Source organism: Proteus sp. CA142267, assembly GCF_003336825.1.
GTDB lineage: Bacteria > Pseudomonadota > Gammaproteobacteria > Enterobacterales > Enterobacteriaceae > Proteus > Proteus terrae.
Map to the genome: position 1 here is coordinate 13,159 of NZ_QPMG01000001.1, position 14,648 is coordinate 27,806.

The 14,648-nt window shown below is 36.5% G+C and carries 17 protein-coding genes; 9 read left to right on the forward strand and 8 right to left on the reverse strand.

The genetic code is table 11. From position 1 onward, the window contains the following. The first annotated feature begins 44 nt into the window (after positions 1 to 44). Positions 45 to 404 carry a hypothetical protein gene (locus tag C0T34_RS00060; RefSeq protein ID WP_098942950.1) on the forward strand — a complete coding sequence of 120 codons (360 nt, stop codon included), beginning with the start codon at positions 45 to 47 and terminating at the stop codon, positions 402 to 404. A gap of 8 nt (positions 405 to 412) precedes the next feature. Here the strand turns inward: C0T34_RS00060 and tus are convergent, their stop codons facing one another. Together tus and C0T34_RS00070 are read right to left on the reverse strand one after the other, a co-directional pair. Next, positions 413 to 1,342 (reverse strand): DNA replication terminus site-binding protein, encoded by a 930-nt coding sequence (gene tus / locus C0T34_RS00065; protein ID WP_109849468.1) that lies wholly within the window; start codon positions 1,340 to 1,342, stop codon positions 413 to 415. 450 nt (positions 1,343 to 1,792) lie between these two features. Continuing rightward, complete coding sequence (locus tag C0T34_RS00070; protein WP_098942946.1) at positions 1,793 to 3,076, reverse strand: MFS transporter; 1,284 nt, start codon at positions 3,074 to 3,076, stop codon at positions 1,793 to 1,795. A gap of 125 nt (positions 3,077 to 3,201) precedes the next feature. Here C0T34_RS00070 and C0T34_RS00075 point away from each other — a divergent pair, with 125 nt between their 5' ends. From C0T34_RS00075 to bioD, 3 genes are all read left to right on the forward strand, one after another. Continuing rightward, positions 3,202 to 4,116: a LysR family transcriptional regulator gene (locus C0T34_RS00075; RefSeq protein ID WP_088495664.1), complete on the forward strand. Its 915-nt coding sequence runs from the start codon at positions 3,202 to 3,204 to the stop codon at positions 4,114 to 4,116. A gap of 128 nt (positions 4,117 to 4,244) precedes the next feature. Continuing rightward, positions 4,245 to 5,456, forward strand: a complete 1,212-nt coding sequence (locus C0T34_RS00080) for an ROK family transcriptional regulator (protein ID WP_098942944.1) — start codon at positions 4,245 to 4,247, stop codon at positions 5,454 to 5,456. Between the two features lie 195 nt (positions 5,457 to 5,651). Further along, a complete protein-coding gene (gene bioD, locus C0T34_RS00085) occupies positions 5,652 to 6,323 on the forward strand; it encodes a dethiobiotin synthase (RefSeq protein WP_075673816.1) in 672 nt (223 codons plus the stop codon). A gap of 281 nt (positions 6,324 to 6,604) precedes the next feature. Here bioD and C0T34_RS00090 read toward each other — a convergent pair whose 3' ends face one another. The 4 genes from C0T34_RS00090 to osmB all read right to left on the reverse strand — a co-directional run bounded on the left by C0T34_RS00090 (position 6,605) and on the right by osmB (position 8,851). After that, on the reverse strand, positions 6,605 to 6,841 hold the full coding sequence (locus C0T34_RS00090; RefSeq protein WP_109849469.1) for a DUF1161 domain-containing protein: 237 nt from the start codon (positions 6,839 to 6,841) through the stop codon (positions 6,605 to 6,607). Positions 6,842 to 6,894: 53 nt separating this feature from the next. Beyond that, complete coding sequence (locus C0T34_RS00095) at positions 6,895 to 7,251, reverse strand: DUF1283 family protein (protein WP_088495660.1); 357 nt, start codon at positions 7,249 to 7,251, stop codon at positions 6,895 to 6,897. Positions 7,252 to 7,351: 100 nt separating this feature from the next. Then, the gene (gene ydfG, locus C0T34_RS00100) at positions 7,352 to 8,101 is read right to left on the reverse strand and encodes a bifunctional NADP-dependent 3-hydroxy acid dehydrogenase/3-hydroxypropionate dehydrogenase YdfG (RefSeq protein WP_088495659.1); all 750 of its coding nucleotides are present in this window, start codon (positions 8,099 to 8,101) and stop codon (positions 7,352 to 7,354) included. A 528-nt stretch (positions 8,102 to 8,629) separates the two neighbouring features. Next, positions 8,630 to 8,851: an osmotically-inducible lipoprotein OsmB gene (gene osmB, locus C0T34_RS00110; protein ID WP_006536908.1), complete on the reverse strand. Its 222-nt coding sequence runs from the start codon at positions 8,849 to 8,851 to the stop codon at positions 8,630 to 8,632. A gap of 229 nt (positions 8,852 to 9,080) precedes the next feature. Here osmB and tehA point away from each other — a divergent pair, with 229 nt between their 5' ends. Further along, a complete protein-coding gene (tehA, locus tag C0T34_RS00115; protein WP_109849471.1) occupies positions 9,081 to 10,067 on the forward strand; it encodes a dicarboxylate transporter/tellurite-resistance protein TehA in 987 nt (328 codons plus the stop codon). A gap of 22 nt (positions 10,068 to 10,089) precedes the next feature. On the opposite strand, the gene C0T34_RS00120 is transcribed toward tehA, so the two are convergent. Beyond that, the gene (locus C0T34_RS00120; RefSeq protein ID WP_109849472.1) at positions 10,090 to 10,614 is read right to left on the reverse strand and encodes an AAA family ATPase; all 525 of its coding nucleotides are present in this window, start codon (positions 10,612 to 10,614) and stop codon (positions 10,090 to 10,092) included. 61 nt (positions 10,615 to 10,675) lie between these two features. Between C0T34_RS00120 and C0T34_RS00125 the strand changes: the two genes are divergently transcribed. Further along, positions 10,676 to 10,978, forward strand: coding sequence for a hypothetical protein (locus C0T34_RS00125; RefSeq protein WP_098942935.1), 303 nt, complete (start codon positions 10,676 to 10,678; stop codon positions 10,976 to 10,978). A 77-nt stretch (positions 10,979 to 11,055) separates the two neighbouring features. On the opposite strand, the gene dhaT is transcribed toward C0T34_RS00125, so the two are convergent. Next, a complete protein-coding gene (gene dhaT / locus C0T34_RS00130; protein WP_098942933.1) occupies positions 11,056 to 12,219 on the reverse strand; it encodes a 1,3-propanediol dehydrogenase in 1,164 nt (387 codons plus the stop codon). Positions 12,220 to 12,478: 259 nt separating this feature from the next. Between dhaT and C0T34_RS00135 the strand changes: the two genes are divergently transcribed. The 3 genes from C0T34_RS00135 to arsC all read left to right on the forward strand — a co-directional run bounded on the left by C0T34_RS00135 (position 12,479) and on the right by arsC (position 14,613). Beyond that, on the forward strand, positions 12,479 to 12,814 hold the full coding sequence (locus C0T34_RS00135; RefSeq protein WP_098942931.1) for a metalloregulator ArsR/SmtB family transcription factor: 336 nt from the start codon (positions 12,479 to 12,481) through the stop codon (positions 12,812 to 12,814). Positions 12,815 to 12,887: 73 nt separating this feature from the next. Further along, a complete protein-coding gene (locus tag C0T34_RS00140; protein ID WP_109849473.1) occupies positions 12,888 to 14,177 on the forward strand; it encodes an arsenic transporter in 1,290 nt (429 codons plus the stop codon). Between the two features lie 10 nt (positions 14,178 to 14,187). Beyond that, complete coding sequence (gene arsC, locus C0T34_RS00145; protein ID WP_098942927.1) at positions 14,188 to 14,613, forward strand: glutaredoxin-dependent arsenate reductase; 426 nt, start codon at positions 14,188 to 14,190, stop codon at positions 14,611 to 14,613. Positions 14,614 to 14,648 lie beyond the last annotated feature (35 nt).

The following is a 14,648-nucleotide window of genomic DNA, read 5'->3' on the forward strand; positions in this document are numbered from 1 at the left end:
GCCATTTTTCATGGCGGGATTTTTAGATCTTATAGGAAAAAATAATGATTGAAGAAATTACGTTTACTGCGACAGAAGTTAATTGCTATGTCGAAGATGATGTCACCATTATTGGAATAGGAGATGATGCAGTTTCTCCTGATCATTTCATTATTCTTTCAAGGTTTGACGAAGAAGATGAAGATATTGATAATTCGATTGGTTTAATGACTCATTTATCTGATGTTGAAGCTATTAATACGCTTGAAAAAATCACTCTTGATCGAAAAAATATTGTCCTTGCACTAAAAAACAATGTGGTGATAACGATCTATTTAGATATTGAAGACAATCACTTTGCTCAGCTTAATGATTATCTTCTCCAAATCCTTCAATGCAGTTCAATTAAACTCATTGAAAAATAAGATATTATCTATTTTTCAATATACAAATGCATTCTTGGAATAATTAATTGCAGTTTTTTAGCTTTAGGGCGATGGCGAATTTGAATATTATCGGCATCATAATCAGGAAGCTCGCCAATAACAGGTTTAAAGTTGCTCTCTTTATCAATATAGAAAGCTAATAAAGGCAAGGGACACGCATATTGCACTTGTTTTTGAAGTTCTGAATACCAAACTCGAGCAATAGGTTGCACTTTGACAGGACGCTTTATTTTTAGTTTTGCATTTTCGGGTAATTGTGAAAGGGTAATGATCTCTTTATCAATACGCTCAGCCCATTGTTCACTAGTATAAGGTGGCACAGCGCGATTGGCTTCGCGACTTTTTTCTAATTGAGCCAAAACATCGTTACGTGTTAAATTCTTAATAATATTCTTATTCGCCCAACCAAAACGCACAGTATCCGGATCAGACAAAAGGGTGAGGGTACGATAAGCATTCAGCGTAATTAAACCTTTTAGCTGATTATGGACAAAATCAAAACGCTCTTCCTTCGATATACCAGACTCTTTAGTGACAATATCTGAAAGCTGTTTTTTTAATAAATTAATTTTCTCAACGTGTTCTTTTACAGACTTAAAATTTTTATTATCCGTACTAAAACAGAGTACACCGGGTAAACGGATAGCGCGTTTACTACTGATGTGTGGGGCATTGTCATAAATAAAGAGATTTGTTATTAGCTTTAAAGTGAGATCTCTAGCTTCTTCATCATAACAGGGTGACACTGTAACGCGAACAACCTCATCATGTTCTTCTTCTTTACTCACTTCAGGTAATTCAAAGACGGCTGATGGCAATAAGGTTAGATTTTTCAACACATCAGTTAGCGTTTTAATCTCAGCTTCTAATTGCTGAAAACAGAGATTGAATTGCTCAATTAAATCATATCGACTCATCTTAATATCCTTATTTAGTTACAACATACAACTAGCCTTTGTTTAAAACAATACATTAACTTCAGTGAAAAGTACATTGCTTAACAGGGGAAAATGCCAAAAACACGACACACTGTTTATTTATACAGTATACCGTGAAAAGGGTATATTTGGATGATGTTTTTCCTAAAAGAGAATTATTTGATGGTTTTTAAATCAACTTTGGTCTGTTTTTCATTCAGCTGTACTAATGAACTATGAATAACATCACAATCTGGTTTTGTTGGTGGGCTGTGTTCTAAAAAAGAGAAACAGCAGAGTAATAGATAAGTTTATGATAGGCATAATTGTTGTTCCTTCTTAAAGAATAAGTCTATACCTTAAGAAAGGAGTGCAAAATCGACAATATTAAACCGCGTTAATCCGCTTTTGCACTTTACCAATTATCAATAAAATCAATTATTAATAACGTTACTGGGCAACTTTGTTTAAGTGTAATGCGATTAATAAGGCCGTTAACATTAAAAGGGCAATAAATAATCCTACACCCAGCCAACCGAAACTCACCCAGAATAATCCACCTACTGTACCTGCAAGGCTAGAGCCCGCATAGTAAGTAAAGAGATAAAGTGAAGAGGCTTGGGCGCGTCCTCGTTTAGCGCGACGACCAACCCAACTACTTGCAACAGCATGTGCAGCAAAGAAACCTGTCGTTAAGATAAGCATCCCAATAAAAATAACGGGAAGTGATTCAATCAAGGTAATCAATATACCGATTAACATCATTGAAATCCCAGCAATAAAGACTTTACCTAATCCATATTTAGTCGTTAATAAGCCTGCTTTGGATGCGCTATAAGTACCACTTAAATAGACGATAGAAATCAGTCCTACTGTGGTTTGGCTTAATGAATAGGGAGCATCTAATAAACGATAGCCAATATAGTTAAATAAAGTGACAAAACCGCCCATCAATAAACCACCTTCAATAAATAACAAAGGCAGTCCTTTATCTCTAAAATGCAATTTAGTGGTAATAAGAAGATTACGAGGTTTTAATGCTGTTGGTCTAAAGTGCTGTGAAGCAGGTAATATCTTCCAGAAAGTAATCGCAGCAAAAAGGGCAAAAATGCCGAGAATAACAACGGATAAACGCCAAGAATAATAATCGCTCAATACCCCTGTAATAACGCGTCCGCTCATTCCTCCAATAGAGTTACCACTAATATATAAACCCATTGATAATGCGAGATAAGCAGGATGAATTTCTTCACTTAAGTACGTCATTGCCACTGCGGCTACACCACTTAATGAAAGTCCAACTAAAGCCCGTGTAATTAAAATACCTGTCCAGCTATTCATAGTTGCACTTAATAATGTAAAAAATGCAGCGCAAAACAATGCAATGACCATGACATTTTTACGCCCAAAAGCGTCTGACAGTGGGCCTGTAATCAATAATCCACATGCCATTAAAGCGGTTGAAAGGGAGAGTGCTAGACTACTGGTCGCAGGGCTAACGGAAAATTCGTTAGATAACACCGGCAATATGGGTTGCACAAAATAGAGTAAGGCAAATGTCGCTAAACCGACCATAAAAAATGACACTGTCACTTTTATATACAGCGCATCATCACGCTGAATATAGTGCTTAGGGTTAGATTGGCGATGAGCAGGCTTTTCTATACTTGATGTATTGTCTGAAATATCAGTGCCTAAGCTCATACTTTTACTGTCTATTTCGTGAGTATCCATATTGATTAAACTTCCATTACTTAAATTTGATTTATGTCAATGTTAGAAATATTTGATTTTTTTGTCTAATATATTAATCATTAGAAATAAGACTTTTAAAGTATCAATGACAATATGAGAGAAATATGAATATTGAACTTAGGCATTTACGTTACTTTATTGCCGTAGCAGAAGAGCTTCATTTTGGTAAAGCCGCAGAAAGATTAAATATTTCTCAGCCTCCTTTAAGCCAACAAATACAAGCGCTTGAAGGTGAAATAGGCGCTAGGCTATTAGAACGAACTAACCGTTCTGTTTCGTTAACACCTGCAGGACAAATGTTTTTAAAAGAGTCGTATCAAATTATGGCGCAGGTCAACGCAGCCGCAACACGTGCCGCTAGAATGGAAAAAGGTGAGTTAGGTGAAATTTCAATTGGTTTTACCTCAACGACACCTTTTATGCATTTAGTCACCTTGAGTTTGCGACAATTTAGAGAGAACTATCCTGAAGTCGGTATTCATATGCATCAAATGAATACAAAACAACAGATATCGCCGTTACTGACAGGACGTATTGATCTGGGGATCATGCGAAACACGACGTTACCCGAAAATTTGCACCACCAGCTATTGTTTCGTGAGCCTTTTATTTTAGCGGTTTATGAAGGGCATCCTTTACTTGCTTACAAAGAAACGGGCGTCAATATTCAAGACATTGGGCAATATCCTTTTGTTTTCTTTGAAAGGGATGTTGGTACGGCTCTTTATGATGAGATTATTCAATTGCTTAGTTTGTCAGGAATTACGCCAACTATTGCACAAGAAGCGGGTGAAGCCATGACGATTTTAGGACTGGTTGCCGCAGGGCTTGGTATTTCGATCGTAACAAAATCATTTACGCGAATGAAAGTCGATGGCGTGCATTATCTACACTTTGCAAATTCTCAGGCGTTTTCTGAGGTTTGGTTAGTTTCTCATAATAAGCGAGCCATTCCAGCGGCGGCGAATCGATTAACGCAATTACTATTAAAAAATATCTTAGATCACCAAAAATCTTGATTTATCTGTGTTTTTGATCACGCTTTTTATGTAAGTATTGTACAATTATCACAAATTGACGACATAATCGGTAATGAATTATTTGGAGCCTCGAATTAATTATGGCTCCTTAATTAAGGATGCATTTAATGGGGAACCAACCTAGCCACATCGATCACGTAAAACAATTTAATCTTGGCACAGTCTTTCGCTTGATTGATGAACATGGCCCCATTTCTCGTATTTCACTGTCAAAAAAGGCAGAGCTTGCGCCAGCAAGTATTACTAAGATCACACGAGAATTAGTTGAAGCACACCTTATTCATGAAACAGAGTTCCCAGATGTGGGATTTCGTGGTAGACCAGCGGTCGGATTAAAATTAGAAAGCCAAGGCTGGCAATTTCTCTGTATCCGTGTCAATAAAGGTAGCTTGCTTTTTAGTTTAAGAGAATTAGATAGCAAATTGGTTACTGAGGATACATTCGATTTCCCTAAAGAATATAGCGATGATTTTCTTAATCACTTTTTAGTTGCAATTGATAAATTCTTCGAACGTTATCAATCTCGTGTTGAAAGATTGACGGCAATTAGCATTACCATGAATGCCATTGTTGATCCCATTAGTGGCGTTATTTATAGCTCACCTTATTATAATATTAAAGACATTCCACTTGCCGATAAAATCCATGAAAAAACAGGTGTTTCTGTATTTTTACAACATAGTGTAACTGCATGGACAATGGCCGAATCGTTATATGGTGCGGCAAAAAACAATTCAGACGTTCTGCAAATTGTTATCGATGATATTGTCGGTGCTGGGGTGATAAGCAATGGAAAAACATTACACTCTAACAGCCATAGCGCCGTTGAAATTGGACATACTAAAGTTATCGACTCTCAAAATAGCTGTTATTGCGGGGCAAAAGGGTGTTTAGAAACAGAAATTGCTATTCCTCAATTAATTAAGAAAGCTCAATTACTAGCTCAAGAAGATCCGACTTCGTTGCTGAACAAATATCCTATTACTGTAGAAACATTGTGTGATGCAATATTAGTTGGCGATAAACCAGCACTTGAAATTGTTAATTTAGTTGCTCAACGATTAGGTTTTATTTTGGCGGTCATGATTAATGTCTTTAATCCGCAAAAAATATTAATTGGCTCACCGCTTTGTCGAGCCAAGTCCATTCTTTTTCCTTTAATCTTGAACCAAGTTCAACATCACGTTATGCCACGTTATGCGCAGTCTTTAATTATTGAAGAAACAGAGTTAAGAAACAAAGGAACATTGCCTGCGGCTTCGCTTGTAAAAGAAGCTCTCTACAATGGCTCTTTGTTAATTGAGTTGATGCAAGGCTAGATTAAGTGAAAAAATCGTAACAAAAGTGTTTTTCAAGCGTAAATCTGTCAATTGATCATTAACGAATTCTCTATTTTCGACCAATTAACTAAAAAATTGAGCTATCTCAAGCCACCAGAAACAGTGTTACCCTAAACTCTAATCTCTGTCATTTTTTATGAACCTGATTTATCTGTCATAACGGAAGTAAATTATATGTTAACACGCTTTTTTGTTACGGGGACAGATACCAACGTGGGTAAAACTGTTGTAACCCGAGCACTTCTTCAGTCATTAAATCGTGGCGGGTCAACGGCAGTGGGTTATAAGCCTATTGCAACAGAATTACATGAAACGGCTGATGGTGAACGTAATCGTGATGCTATGATTATTCATAATTCATCGCCAGTTGAAGTTCGCTACGACGAAATTAATCCTATTTTGCTTGATAATTGTTATGTTAGCGAAAATGAAATTGATTTTAATAAGATTTCAAATGAGCTCGACAGTTTAAGTAAAAAAGCAGAGTGTGTTGTTATCGAGGGTAATGGCGGTTGGCGTTATTTGCTCGATGATAATACCTTTTATTCTGATTGGGTGGTAAAAGAACAAATTCCAGTTGTTTTGGTTGTCGGTATTCAACCAGGCTGTGTTAATCACTCAATATTAACAGCACAATCTATTATCAACGATGGTGTAAAATTAGTAGGTTGGGTTGCGAACAGAATAAATCCAGGATTACCTTATTACGCGAAAATTGTGGAAAGGCTGTCTCAGCATATTCCTGCACCGCTGATTGGTGAAATCCCGTATTTGTTACGTCCTGAAGAACGTGATCTCTCTTGTTACCTCGATTTAAGTCAGTTGGAAATCGCTGTACCTGCTTAAGAGAGAATATAAATAAGTAACGAAGTGGATTGCTATCTGTTTTTAAACGATACCAAACTTGTTACTTTTAAACGCCTGATGAGTAAATTCATTGGGTGTTTTTGTTTTTTCTGATTTTGCCTCAAGTATAACTAATGATAAGAATAGCACACAAAATTGAAGCTAAATAAGATAAAACGAATCAGATAAAATGCAGATAAATAGTTATTGATAAACAGTGGAAAAGAAAAGGGCGCTTATATTGCGCCCTTTTTTAATCACAAGATTTTATCAACTATAGATTAATGACGAGTATAGATGATTTTCTTACTATCATTTTCACAAGTTCCGACAACTTTACCATCAGCTTGTGCAACTTGGTCGTTTTCAACGACAGTTAACGTAAAGTTAGCGGCTGGCACACCATTATTAACGATTTTTTGTTGAATAGACTCAACAACTTCATCACATCCCGCATTCGCGGCTAAAGGTGCAAACGCAACCAGAGTGGCCATTACTGCAAATATATATTTTTTCATATCATTCTCTCCTTGTTTTACGGAGTAAAACATCACTGTTTTACACAACTTTCTTACGGGTTAACGGGGCGGCCAGTATTGCTGTCTAAACAACGACGCGTTTCAGGCTCCCAATATGCATAGACATTCGCACTTTTTAGACAAGCATCTCGCTCATCAATGGCTTTATCTACTTTATTAAATTCGATTTTTTCTCGCTGATTAACTTGGGTACGAAGCTCGCGCTTTTGATCCCAGTCTTCTTTCATTTGTCGAGCTTGTTCTTTATCTAAGACATTGTCATAGCCATCGCCATTAATGGTTACATTAGTTGAAGCGGCAACAGAAGAAAAAGAAGACACTGATAAACCAAGAAATAAGGAGAACACCATGGTTCTGATGACTTGTTTCTTAGTTAGTGTGTTTATCATGGTTGCTATCCTCTAAAGTTATGTAGCTATTACTCTCAATGACTATTATATCTTAATAATTATAGCTGATACCTTAATAAAAAATGTGTTTTCAGTGCGTTTAGTTTTGACGATGAACACTTAACCCTGCAAATGACTGACTCACAGGCATCATTTCTAAGGTATTAATATTCACATGAGCAGGTAATGTCGCTGTCCAATATACCGCTTCTGCGACATCTTCAGGCGTTAATGCATTTGCATTGGCATAAGTTTGCTCAACTTTATCACTATCACCTTTAAAACGAACTAATGAAAACTCTGTACCACCAACAAGACCCGGTTCAATATCGGTCACACGCACTTTTTTACCTTGGAGATCTGCACGCAATCCTAAACTAAATTGCTTAACAAACGCTTTAGTGGCGCCATAAACATTACCGCCCATATAAGGCCAAGAGGCGGCTGTTGAGCTGATATTAATAACATGACCTTTATTTCTTTCAACCATAAAAGGAAGAATAGCGCGAGTGACATGAACCAGACCTTTATTATTTGTCTCGATCATCGTATCCCAGTCATCAAGGTTAGCTTTATCGGCGGTATTTAAACCTAGGGCTAAGCCTGCATTATTGACTAACACGTCAATTTCACGCCATTTCTCAGGTAATTGAGTGTAAATCTCACTGACTGCTTTTTTATCTGTAACATCTAACTGTAATGGATAAAATTGCTCACCCAGCTCCTTATGCAAGTTATTAAGTTTATCCAAACGACGAGCAGTACCAATAACTTTGTGTCCATGGCTGATAAAATGACGAGCAATGGCTTCACCAAAGCCAGCGGATGCACCCGTGATAAAAATAATCATGTAATTACCCTCGATAGTTATAATAATTGAAAGTAAAAGGCTATCACTAGAAAGAGTCAAGTTTAAAAATCGGCTTTGTGATAAATCAGGCTAAAAACAAGATGCTTTTCCTATACGAAAGATTTTTCTCTTTAATAGTAACCTGTAGTTTTGTTTTTAACTGACAGAACAAGAGGTGGTTATTTCGTTGTTTTCTATTAAAAATAAGGAAGATAAAGCTCAAGCCGTGGTATCACGGTAAAACAAATAAACTCAGTCAGAACATAGTGATAATAATAATGATGCTACCAATTACAGCAATCGCCAGTGTGGGTGATAAAAGAAAACAGAAGTAACACAAAATAAAGGTCACTACGATATGAATCAAATCGCTAAACGACGTATATAAAACTACGATGGTTTTTTTATTGAGAGAGAAACGATTTGTCCATATCACACCAAAATAAATACAGATTATCTTATTGTGACTCGTTGCTAGACTGAGTCGAAAAAATGTAAACTCAGTCTAGCAGAATAAGAAAAGAATGGTTATTTTTTACCAACTTGATGGCCAATAACGCCACCTAAGACACCGCCGCCAATGGTGCCCAATGCGCTACCATCAGTTAAAATAGCGCCCCCGATAGCACCTGCACCGGCACCAATTGCGGTATTACGGTCGCGTTTTGTCATGCTAGAACAGCCCGCAAGTGAAAAAAGCAGAACAGAAGCGACACACAGTGTTCCAATCTTTTTTAACGTGATATTCATTTTTATAAACTCCGATATAAAGGACAATATAAAAATAAACCTATCGTATTTATACTAGGATCGGAATATTCGGGAACAACGGGGAGAAAACTCTTAAAATGAGTGAATACTCATAACATATATTTTAAATGCATTTAATCAAAATAAATTTTATTATCTATATTATTATTTGATGCTCAGAAGAAAAGCATCAATGTATTATGTCATTTATATGAGTTAACTTAACAATATGATATTGATAAATAAATTAAAAATACTCTCTTCACAATTTGCATCGGGTTATTTTGGTGTTGTATTAGGGATGATTGGTACTGGGATGGCATGGCGCTATGCAGCAAAGGAGCACAGCTATCCGTCTTATATTGGAGAAATATTTATTGGCGTAGGTTGCTTGGTTTGGTTAACACTTACACTATTTTTACTGAGTAAATGGCTATTTCATCGACAAGCAATTCTTGATGAAATTAAACATCCTGTTGCCAGTGGATTTACTAGCTTATTTCCCGCAACGACAGTCTTAGTCTCGATAGGACTAAGCCCATATTTACCGTTATTTTCTCTGATACTGTTTAGCATCGGAGCAATTGCTCAGTTAGGGTATTCCAGTTGGTTAATTGGTTATCAATGGAAGGGTGAATATCCTAAAATGGCGACGACACCGGTCTTATATTTACCCACAGTTGCGAATAATTTTATTTGCACTATGGCATGTGGTGCATTGGGTTTTAATGATCTGGGTGTTTTATTTTTCGGTGCCGGTGTATTTTCTTGGTTAAGTTTAGAACCTGCTATTTTAAAAAGAATACGCAGTGAAGGGCTAATGGATGAAAAATCACGGCTATCATTTGGTATTCAATTAGCACCAGCTTTAGTTGCTTGTAGCGCTTATTTGGCTATCAATGACAATCATATCGATTTCTTCGCTAAAATGTTATTAGGCTATGGCCTTTTACAGCTTCTATTTATGGTGAGATTAATTCCTTGGTTTGTTAAACAGCCTTTTTCATTACCTTTTTGGAGTTTCTCTTTCGGTGTATCTGCATTGGCAAAAGCTTCATTAAATATGAGTATGACATCTAATAGTCATTTTATGCAGTTACTCTCAACAGCACTATTTATCTTTGCTAATTTAATTATCTTATTACTGATTTGGCACTCATTATTATGGGTTTTTAAAGGACTAAAACAATTATGTTGTCCATCTAAAGCACTTTAATAAACATAAAAACAAAGAGAGCCTAAACAAAATTATTTAGGCTCTTTTTATTTTCAAGTTGCTTATTACATATTTCCACACATAAAGAAATATCATGAATAACAATCACTTTTGAAGATAATTCAGGATGATTATTAAAAAAAGCATCTAAGCGTTTATTATATTGCTTTGAAAAGCGAAGAAGTTTCCACGTATTTACTAACGTTTCTTTAGGTAATTGGCGCTTAATTCTATTAATAAATAAACGCTTCATTAAGTAATTAACACGTCTCCAATAAGGAATGTCTATTCTAAAAATAACAGCACAGTCATTAAGAAAGGGTAATAAACGTTTGTCGTAAGCACCTTCAACGATCCATTTATCTGTTTCTTTAATGGCACTTACTTGAGATGTTATAAAGTCCTCACTATTTTTATGAAATTCATCTCCAGTCATATCCCAATAAATGGCATCAAACGGATATACAGGTAAAGACAACGCGGTTGCAAGTTGCTTAGATAATGTTGTTTTTCCTGCTCCAGAAGGGCCCATAATACAAATCTTCATTTCTTTTTCAATAAGTTATTTTAAGATAAGAATAGTATAAAGGGAAACAGAGCTAATAACGATGAAAAGAAAGTTAATTAAAAGAAATAAACGCTGGTTGATGGAAAAATATCATCTTTCACAACAACTATTTGCACCACTATCAGTTATTTTAAAAGAGAATAAATTAGAGTCACAAGCAAATCGATATTACCGCTTATGGCGGCGAGGCTTAATCAAAGAAGATTGGAGTCACGCCACTTTTGATACCGATGTTGCAACAGTGCCTCAACGGCGACTTGATGGAAGGGTTATTTATCACGAGAGAGTTTTTAACAAAGAATTAGTGCCATTAGAATATAAAATAAAATGGAAAGAATTTTAAACGGATAGGATTTGTGATGTATAAATTGTTAAAAAACCCGTTAACACAATATTATTAACGGGTCATATACTGAAACCTTAAAATGCTTGACGAAAAATTTCAATGATCTCTTTTTCATTACCTTTACGAGGATTAGAGAATGCATTACCGTCTTTAAGTGCCATTTCTGCCATATATGGGAAATCAGACTCTTTCACACCTAATTCACCTAAATGTTGTGGAATACCAATATCTGCAGATAGACGAGCGATAGCTGCAATAGCGCGTTCAGCCGCATCCATCACTGATAACCCTGTGATGTTTTCACCCATAAACTCAGCAATATCTGCAAATTTTTCTGGGTTAGCAATCAGGTTATAACGCAGTACATGTGGTAATAGCACCGCATTAGCTACGCCATGTGGCATATCATATAAACCACCTAATTGGTGAGCCATTGCATGAACGTAACCAAGGTTAGCGTTATTAAATGCCATTCCTGCTAAAAGTGAAGCATAAGCCATATTTTCACGAGCTTTTAGATTTGTCCCTAAGGCTACAGCTTGACGCAAGTTACGAGAAATTAAACGAATTGCTTGGATCGCTGAAGCATCAGTGACAGGGTTTGCATCTTTAGAAATATAAGCTTCAACTGCGTGAGTTAATGCATCCATACCCGTTGCAGCAGTCAGTCCTGCTGGTTTGCCAAGCATTAACAGTGGGTCGTTAATAGAAACAGAAGGGAGGTTACGCCAGCTTACAATAACAAATTTAACTTTAGTTTTGGTATTGGTCAGAACACAGTGGCGGGTGACTTCACTTGCTGTACCGGCAGTTGTATTCACTGCAATAATCGGTGGAAGTGGATTTGTTAGTGTTTCAATACCTGCATAATTGTAAAGATCGCCCTCATGAGTCGCAGCGATACCGATACCTTTACCACAGTCATGTGGGCTACCGCCACCCACAGTAATTATCATGTCGCATTGTTCTTTGCGGAACATTGCGAGACCTTCAAGCACATTAGTGTCTTTGGGATTAGGTTCAGTGCCATCAAATACGACAACATCAATACCCGCTTCTTTTAGATAACCGATAGTTTTATCTACGGCGCCATCTTTTATTGCTCGTAGACCTTTATCCGTTACCAGCAGGGCTTTTTTACCACCCAATAATTTGCAACGTTCGCCAACAACAGAGATAGCACCTGGACCAAAAAAGTTAACATTCGGTACCAAGTAATCAAACATACGATAGCTCATGATAAACCTTCCAATATCAGATTATTATTTAGATAAATTAAAGTATTAGTGCATTTTCCCTCCATAGGTTATTAAGTCAAGGATGTAACGAATCAATAAGGTGAATCGATTCGTTTAACTTTGGTTAGTTTGATATAAGTCAACAGGATGTGCTTTCTTTAAGAGGGGGAGTTAAGTAAAAATAACGAACAAAACACATACGGTTTGACAGATATATATTTCAGGTGTAGGTTGGAGCTTATCAAAAAAAGGAGCAAATATGGAACCGTTGCAATTGTTTAAGGTATTAAGTGATCAAACAAGGCTAGATATTGTGTTGCTACTAAAAGCATCTGGTGAGTTGTGTGTTTGTGACATCTATACTGCCCTAAATTTATCCCAACCAAAAACGTCTCGTCACCTAGCTATGTTACGGGAAAGCGGACTATTACTTGATTCTAAGCATGGGAAATGGGTTCACTATCGTTTGTCTCCAACATTATTACCTTGGGTGAAAAATATTATTGAAGTCACCTATGAGACAGAGAAAAATAAAATAGCAGGTTTGCTTCAATCTATAGAAAAGAAAGAAACGGCTATCTGTTGTTCTGAATAAATTTTTTAATTAAACATATATGAAAAAACAGATATGACATATCTGTATGATAGGTCTTCTGTGAGAGGTTTTTATGCTTATTGCAGTATTAATATTTGTTCTAACAATTACTTTTGTTATTTGGCAGCCTAAAGGATTGGGGATCGGTTGGAGTGCAACAATAGGAGCATTAATCGCACTATTACTAGGTGTCATTAATCTCCAAGATATTCCTGTGGTTTGGAATATTGTCTGGAATGCAACCGCGACATTTGTTGCTGTTATTATCATTAGCCTTATTCTTGATGAAAGTGGTTTTTTTGAATGGGCTGCGCTTCATGTTGCAAAATGGGGCGGCGGAAAAGGTCGTCTTTTATTTAGCTATATTATCCTGCTAGGGGCATCCGTTGCGGCACTTTTTGCCAATGATGGTGCTGCACTTATTTTAACACCTATTGTGATCGCAATGTTGTTAGCGCTTGGGTTTAGTAAAGGTACAACACTAGCTTTTGTTATGGCTGCAGGATTTATTGCAGATACAGCAAGCTTACCTTTAATTGTTTCAAATTTAGTCAATATCGTCTCTGCTGATTTCTTTAATATCGGGTTTACAGAATATGCTTCTGTGATGATCCCCGTTGATATTGCCGCTATTATCGCGACATTAATTATGTTGCATTGGTTTTTCCGCAAAGATATTCCTCAGCGATATGACATCTCTAAATTAGCGGTACCTGCGACAGTAATTAAAGATGTAAAAACATTTAAAGCAGGTTGGTTGGTATTACTTCTTTTATTATTTGGCTTTTTTATATTGGAACCTTTGGGTATTCCAATTAGTGCCATTGCTACAGGTGGTGCCGTAATTTTGTGGTTTATTGCAGCACAAGGAAAGACGATTAATACTCGAAAAGTTTTACGAGGAGCGCCTTGGCAAATCGTGATTTTTTCCCTTGGCATGTACCTTGTTGTTTATGGATTACGTAATGCGGGTTTGACTCAATATCTGTCAGAAATTCTCGATTTCCTATCAAGCAAAGGTGTATGGGTTGCAACTTTAGGAACGGGATATATCACCGCATTTCTATCATCAATTATGAACAATATGCCAACGGTTCTTGTTGGTGCCTTATCCATTGAAGGCAGTAATGCTACGGGTTTAATTAAAGAGGCAATGATTTATGCCAATGTAATTGGTGCAGATTTGGGCCCCAAAATTACGCCAATAGGAAGTTTAGCGACATTATTGTGGCTGCATGTTTTGTCGCAAAAAAATATGACCATTACATGGGGATATTATTTTAAAACGGGCATTGTTATGACCATCCCAGTGCTAACAGTAACATTGGTTGCATTAGTGCTTAGACTGACATTAATGAATTAGTGGTGACAATATGAATCGCATTGTAATTTATCACAATCCCAATTGTGGTACTTCACGAAATACGCTTGAAATGATACGCAACAGTGGTGTAGAGCCTGAAATTATCCTTTATCTTGATACGCCACCCTCTAAGCATGTTTTAGAGAAACTTATCACTGATATGGGAATTTCGGTTAGGGCATTACTACGAAAGAATGTTGAACCCTATGATAAATTAGATCTTGATAATATTAATGCGACTGATGAGCAACTTATTGATTATATGCTGCAATATCCAATATTAATCAATAGACCTATTGTTGTGACACCATTGGGAACGCGATTATGTCGACCTTCTGAAGTTGTTTTAGATATTCTTTCACAAGCACAGAAAGGTGCCTTTTCAAAAGAAGATGGGCAAAATGTTGTCGATGAAAAAGGAAATAGGCTGGTATAAAAGAGTCTATTAACTCTATTTTTACGGTAATAAAA

Bases quoted from the DNA above. Each gene is read 5' to 3' on its own strand.
- C0T34_RS00060 (WP_098942950.1), top strand. From the start codon at position 45: ATGATTGAAGAAATTACGTTTACTGCGACAGAAGTTAATTGCTATGTC.
- tus (WP_109849468.1), bottom strand. From the start codon at position 1,342: ATGAGTCGATATGATTTAATTGAGCAATTCAATCTCTGTTTTCAGCAA.
- C0T34_RS00070 (WP_098942946.1), bottom strand. From the start codon at position 3,076: ATGGATACTCACGAAATAGACAGTAAAAGTATGAGCTTAGGCACTGAT.
- C0T34_RS00075 (WP_088495664.1), top strand. From the start codon at position 3,202: ATGAATATTGAACTTAGGCATTTACGTTACTTTATTGCCGTAGCAGAA.
- C0T34_RS00080 (WP_098942944.1), top strand. From the start codon at position 4,245: ATGGGGAACCAACCTAGCCACATCGATCACGTAAAACAATTTAATCTT.
- bioD (WP_075673816.1), top strand. From the start codon at position 5,652: ATGTTAACACGCTTTTTTGTTACGGGGACAGATACCAACGTGGGTAAA.
- C0T34_RS00090 (WP_109849469.1), bottom strand. From the start codon at position 6,841: ATGAAAAAATATATATTTGCAGTAATGGCCACTCTGGTTGCGTTTGCA.
- C0T34_RS00095 (WP_088495660.1), bottom strand. From the start codon at position 7,251: ATGATAAACACACTAACTAAGAAACAAGTCATCAGAACCATGGTGTTC.
- ydfG (WP_088495659.1), bottom strand. From the start codon at position 8,101: ATGATTATTTTTATCACGGGTGCATCCGCTGGCTTTGGTGAAGCCATT.
- osmB (WP_006536908.1), bottom strand. From the start codon at position 8,851: ATGAATATCACGTTAAAAAAGATTGGAACACTGTGTGTCGCTTCTGTT.
- tehA (WP_109849471.1), top strand. From the start codon at position 9,081: ATGATATTGATAAATAAATTAAAAATACTCTCTTCACAATTTGCATCG.
- C0T34_RS00120 (WP_109849472.1), bottom strand. From the start codon at position 10,614: ATGAAGATTTGTATTATGGGCCCTTCTGGAGCAGGAAAAACAACATTA.
- C0T34_RS00125 (WP_098942935.1), top strand. From the start codon at position 10,676: ATGAAAAGAAAGTTAATTAAAAGAAATAAACGCTGGTTGATGGAAAAA.
- dhaT (WP_098942933.1), bottom strand. From the start codon at position 12,219: ATGAGCTATCGTATGTTTGATTACTTGGTACCGAATGTTAACTTTTTT.
- C0T34_RS00135 (WP_098942931.1), top strand. From the start codon at position 12,479: ATGGAACCGTTGCAATTGTTTAAGGTATTAAGTGATCAAACAAGGCTA.
- C0T34_RS00140 (WP_109849473.1), top strand. From the start codon at position 12,888: ATGCTTATTGCAGTATTAATATTTGTTCTAACAATTACTTTTGTTATT.
- arsC (WP_098942927.1), top strand. From the start codon at position 14,188: ATGAATCGCATTGTAATTTATCACAATCCCAATTGTGGTACTTCACGA.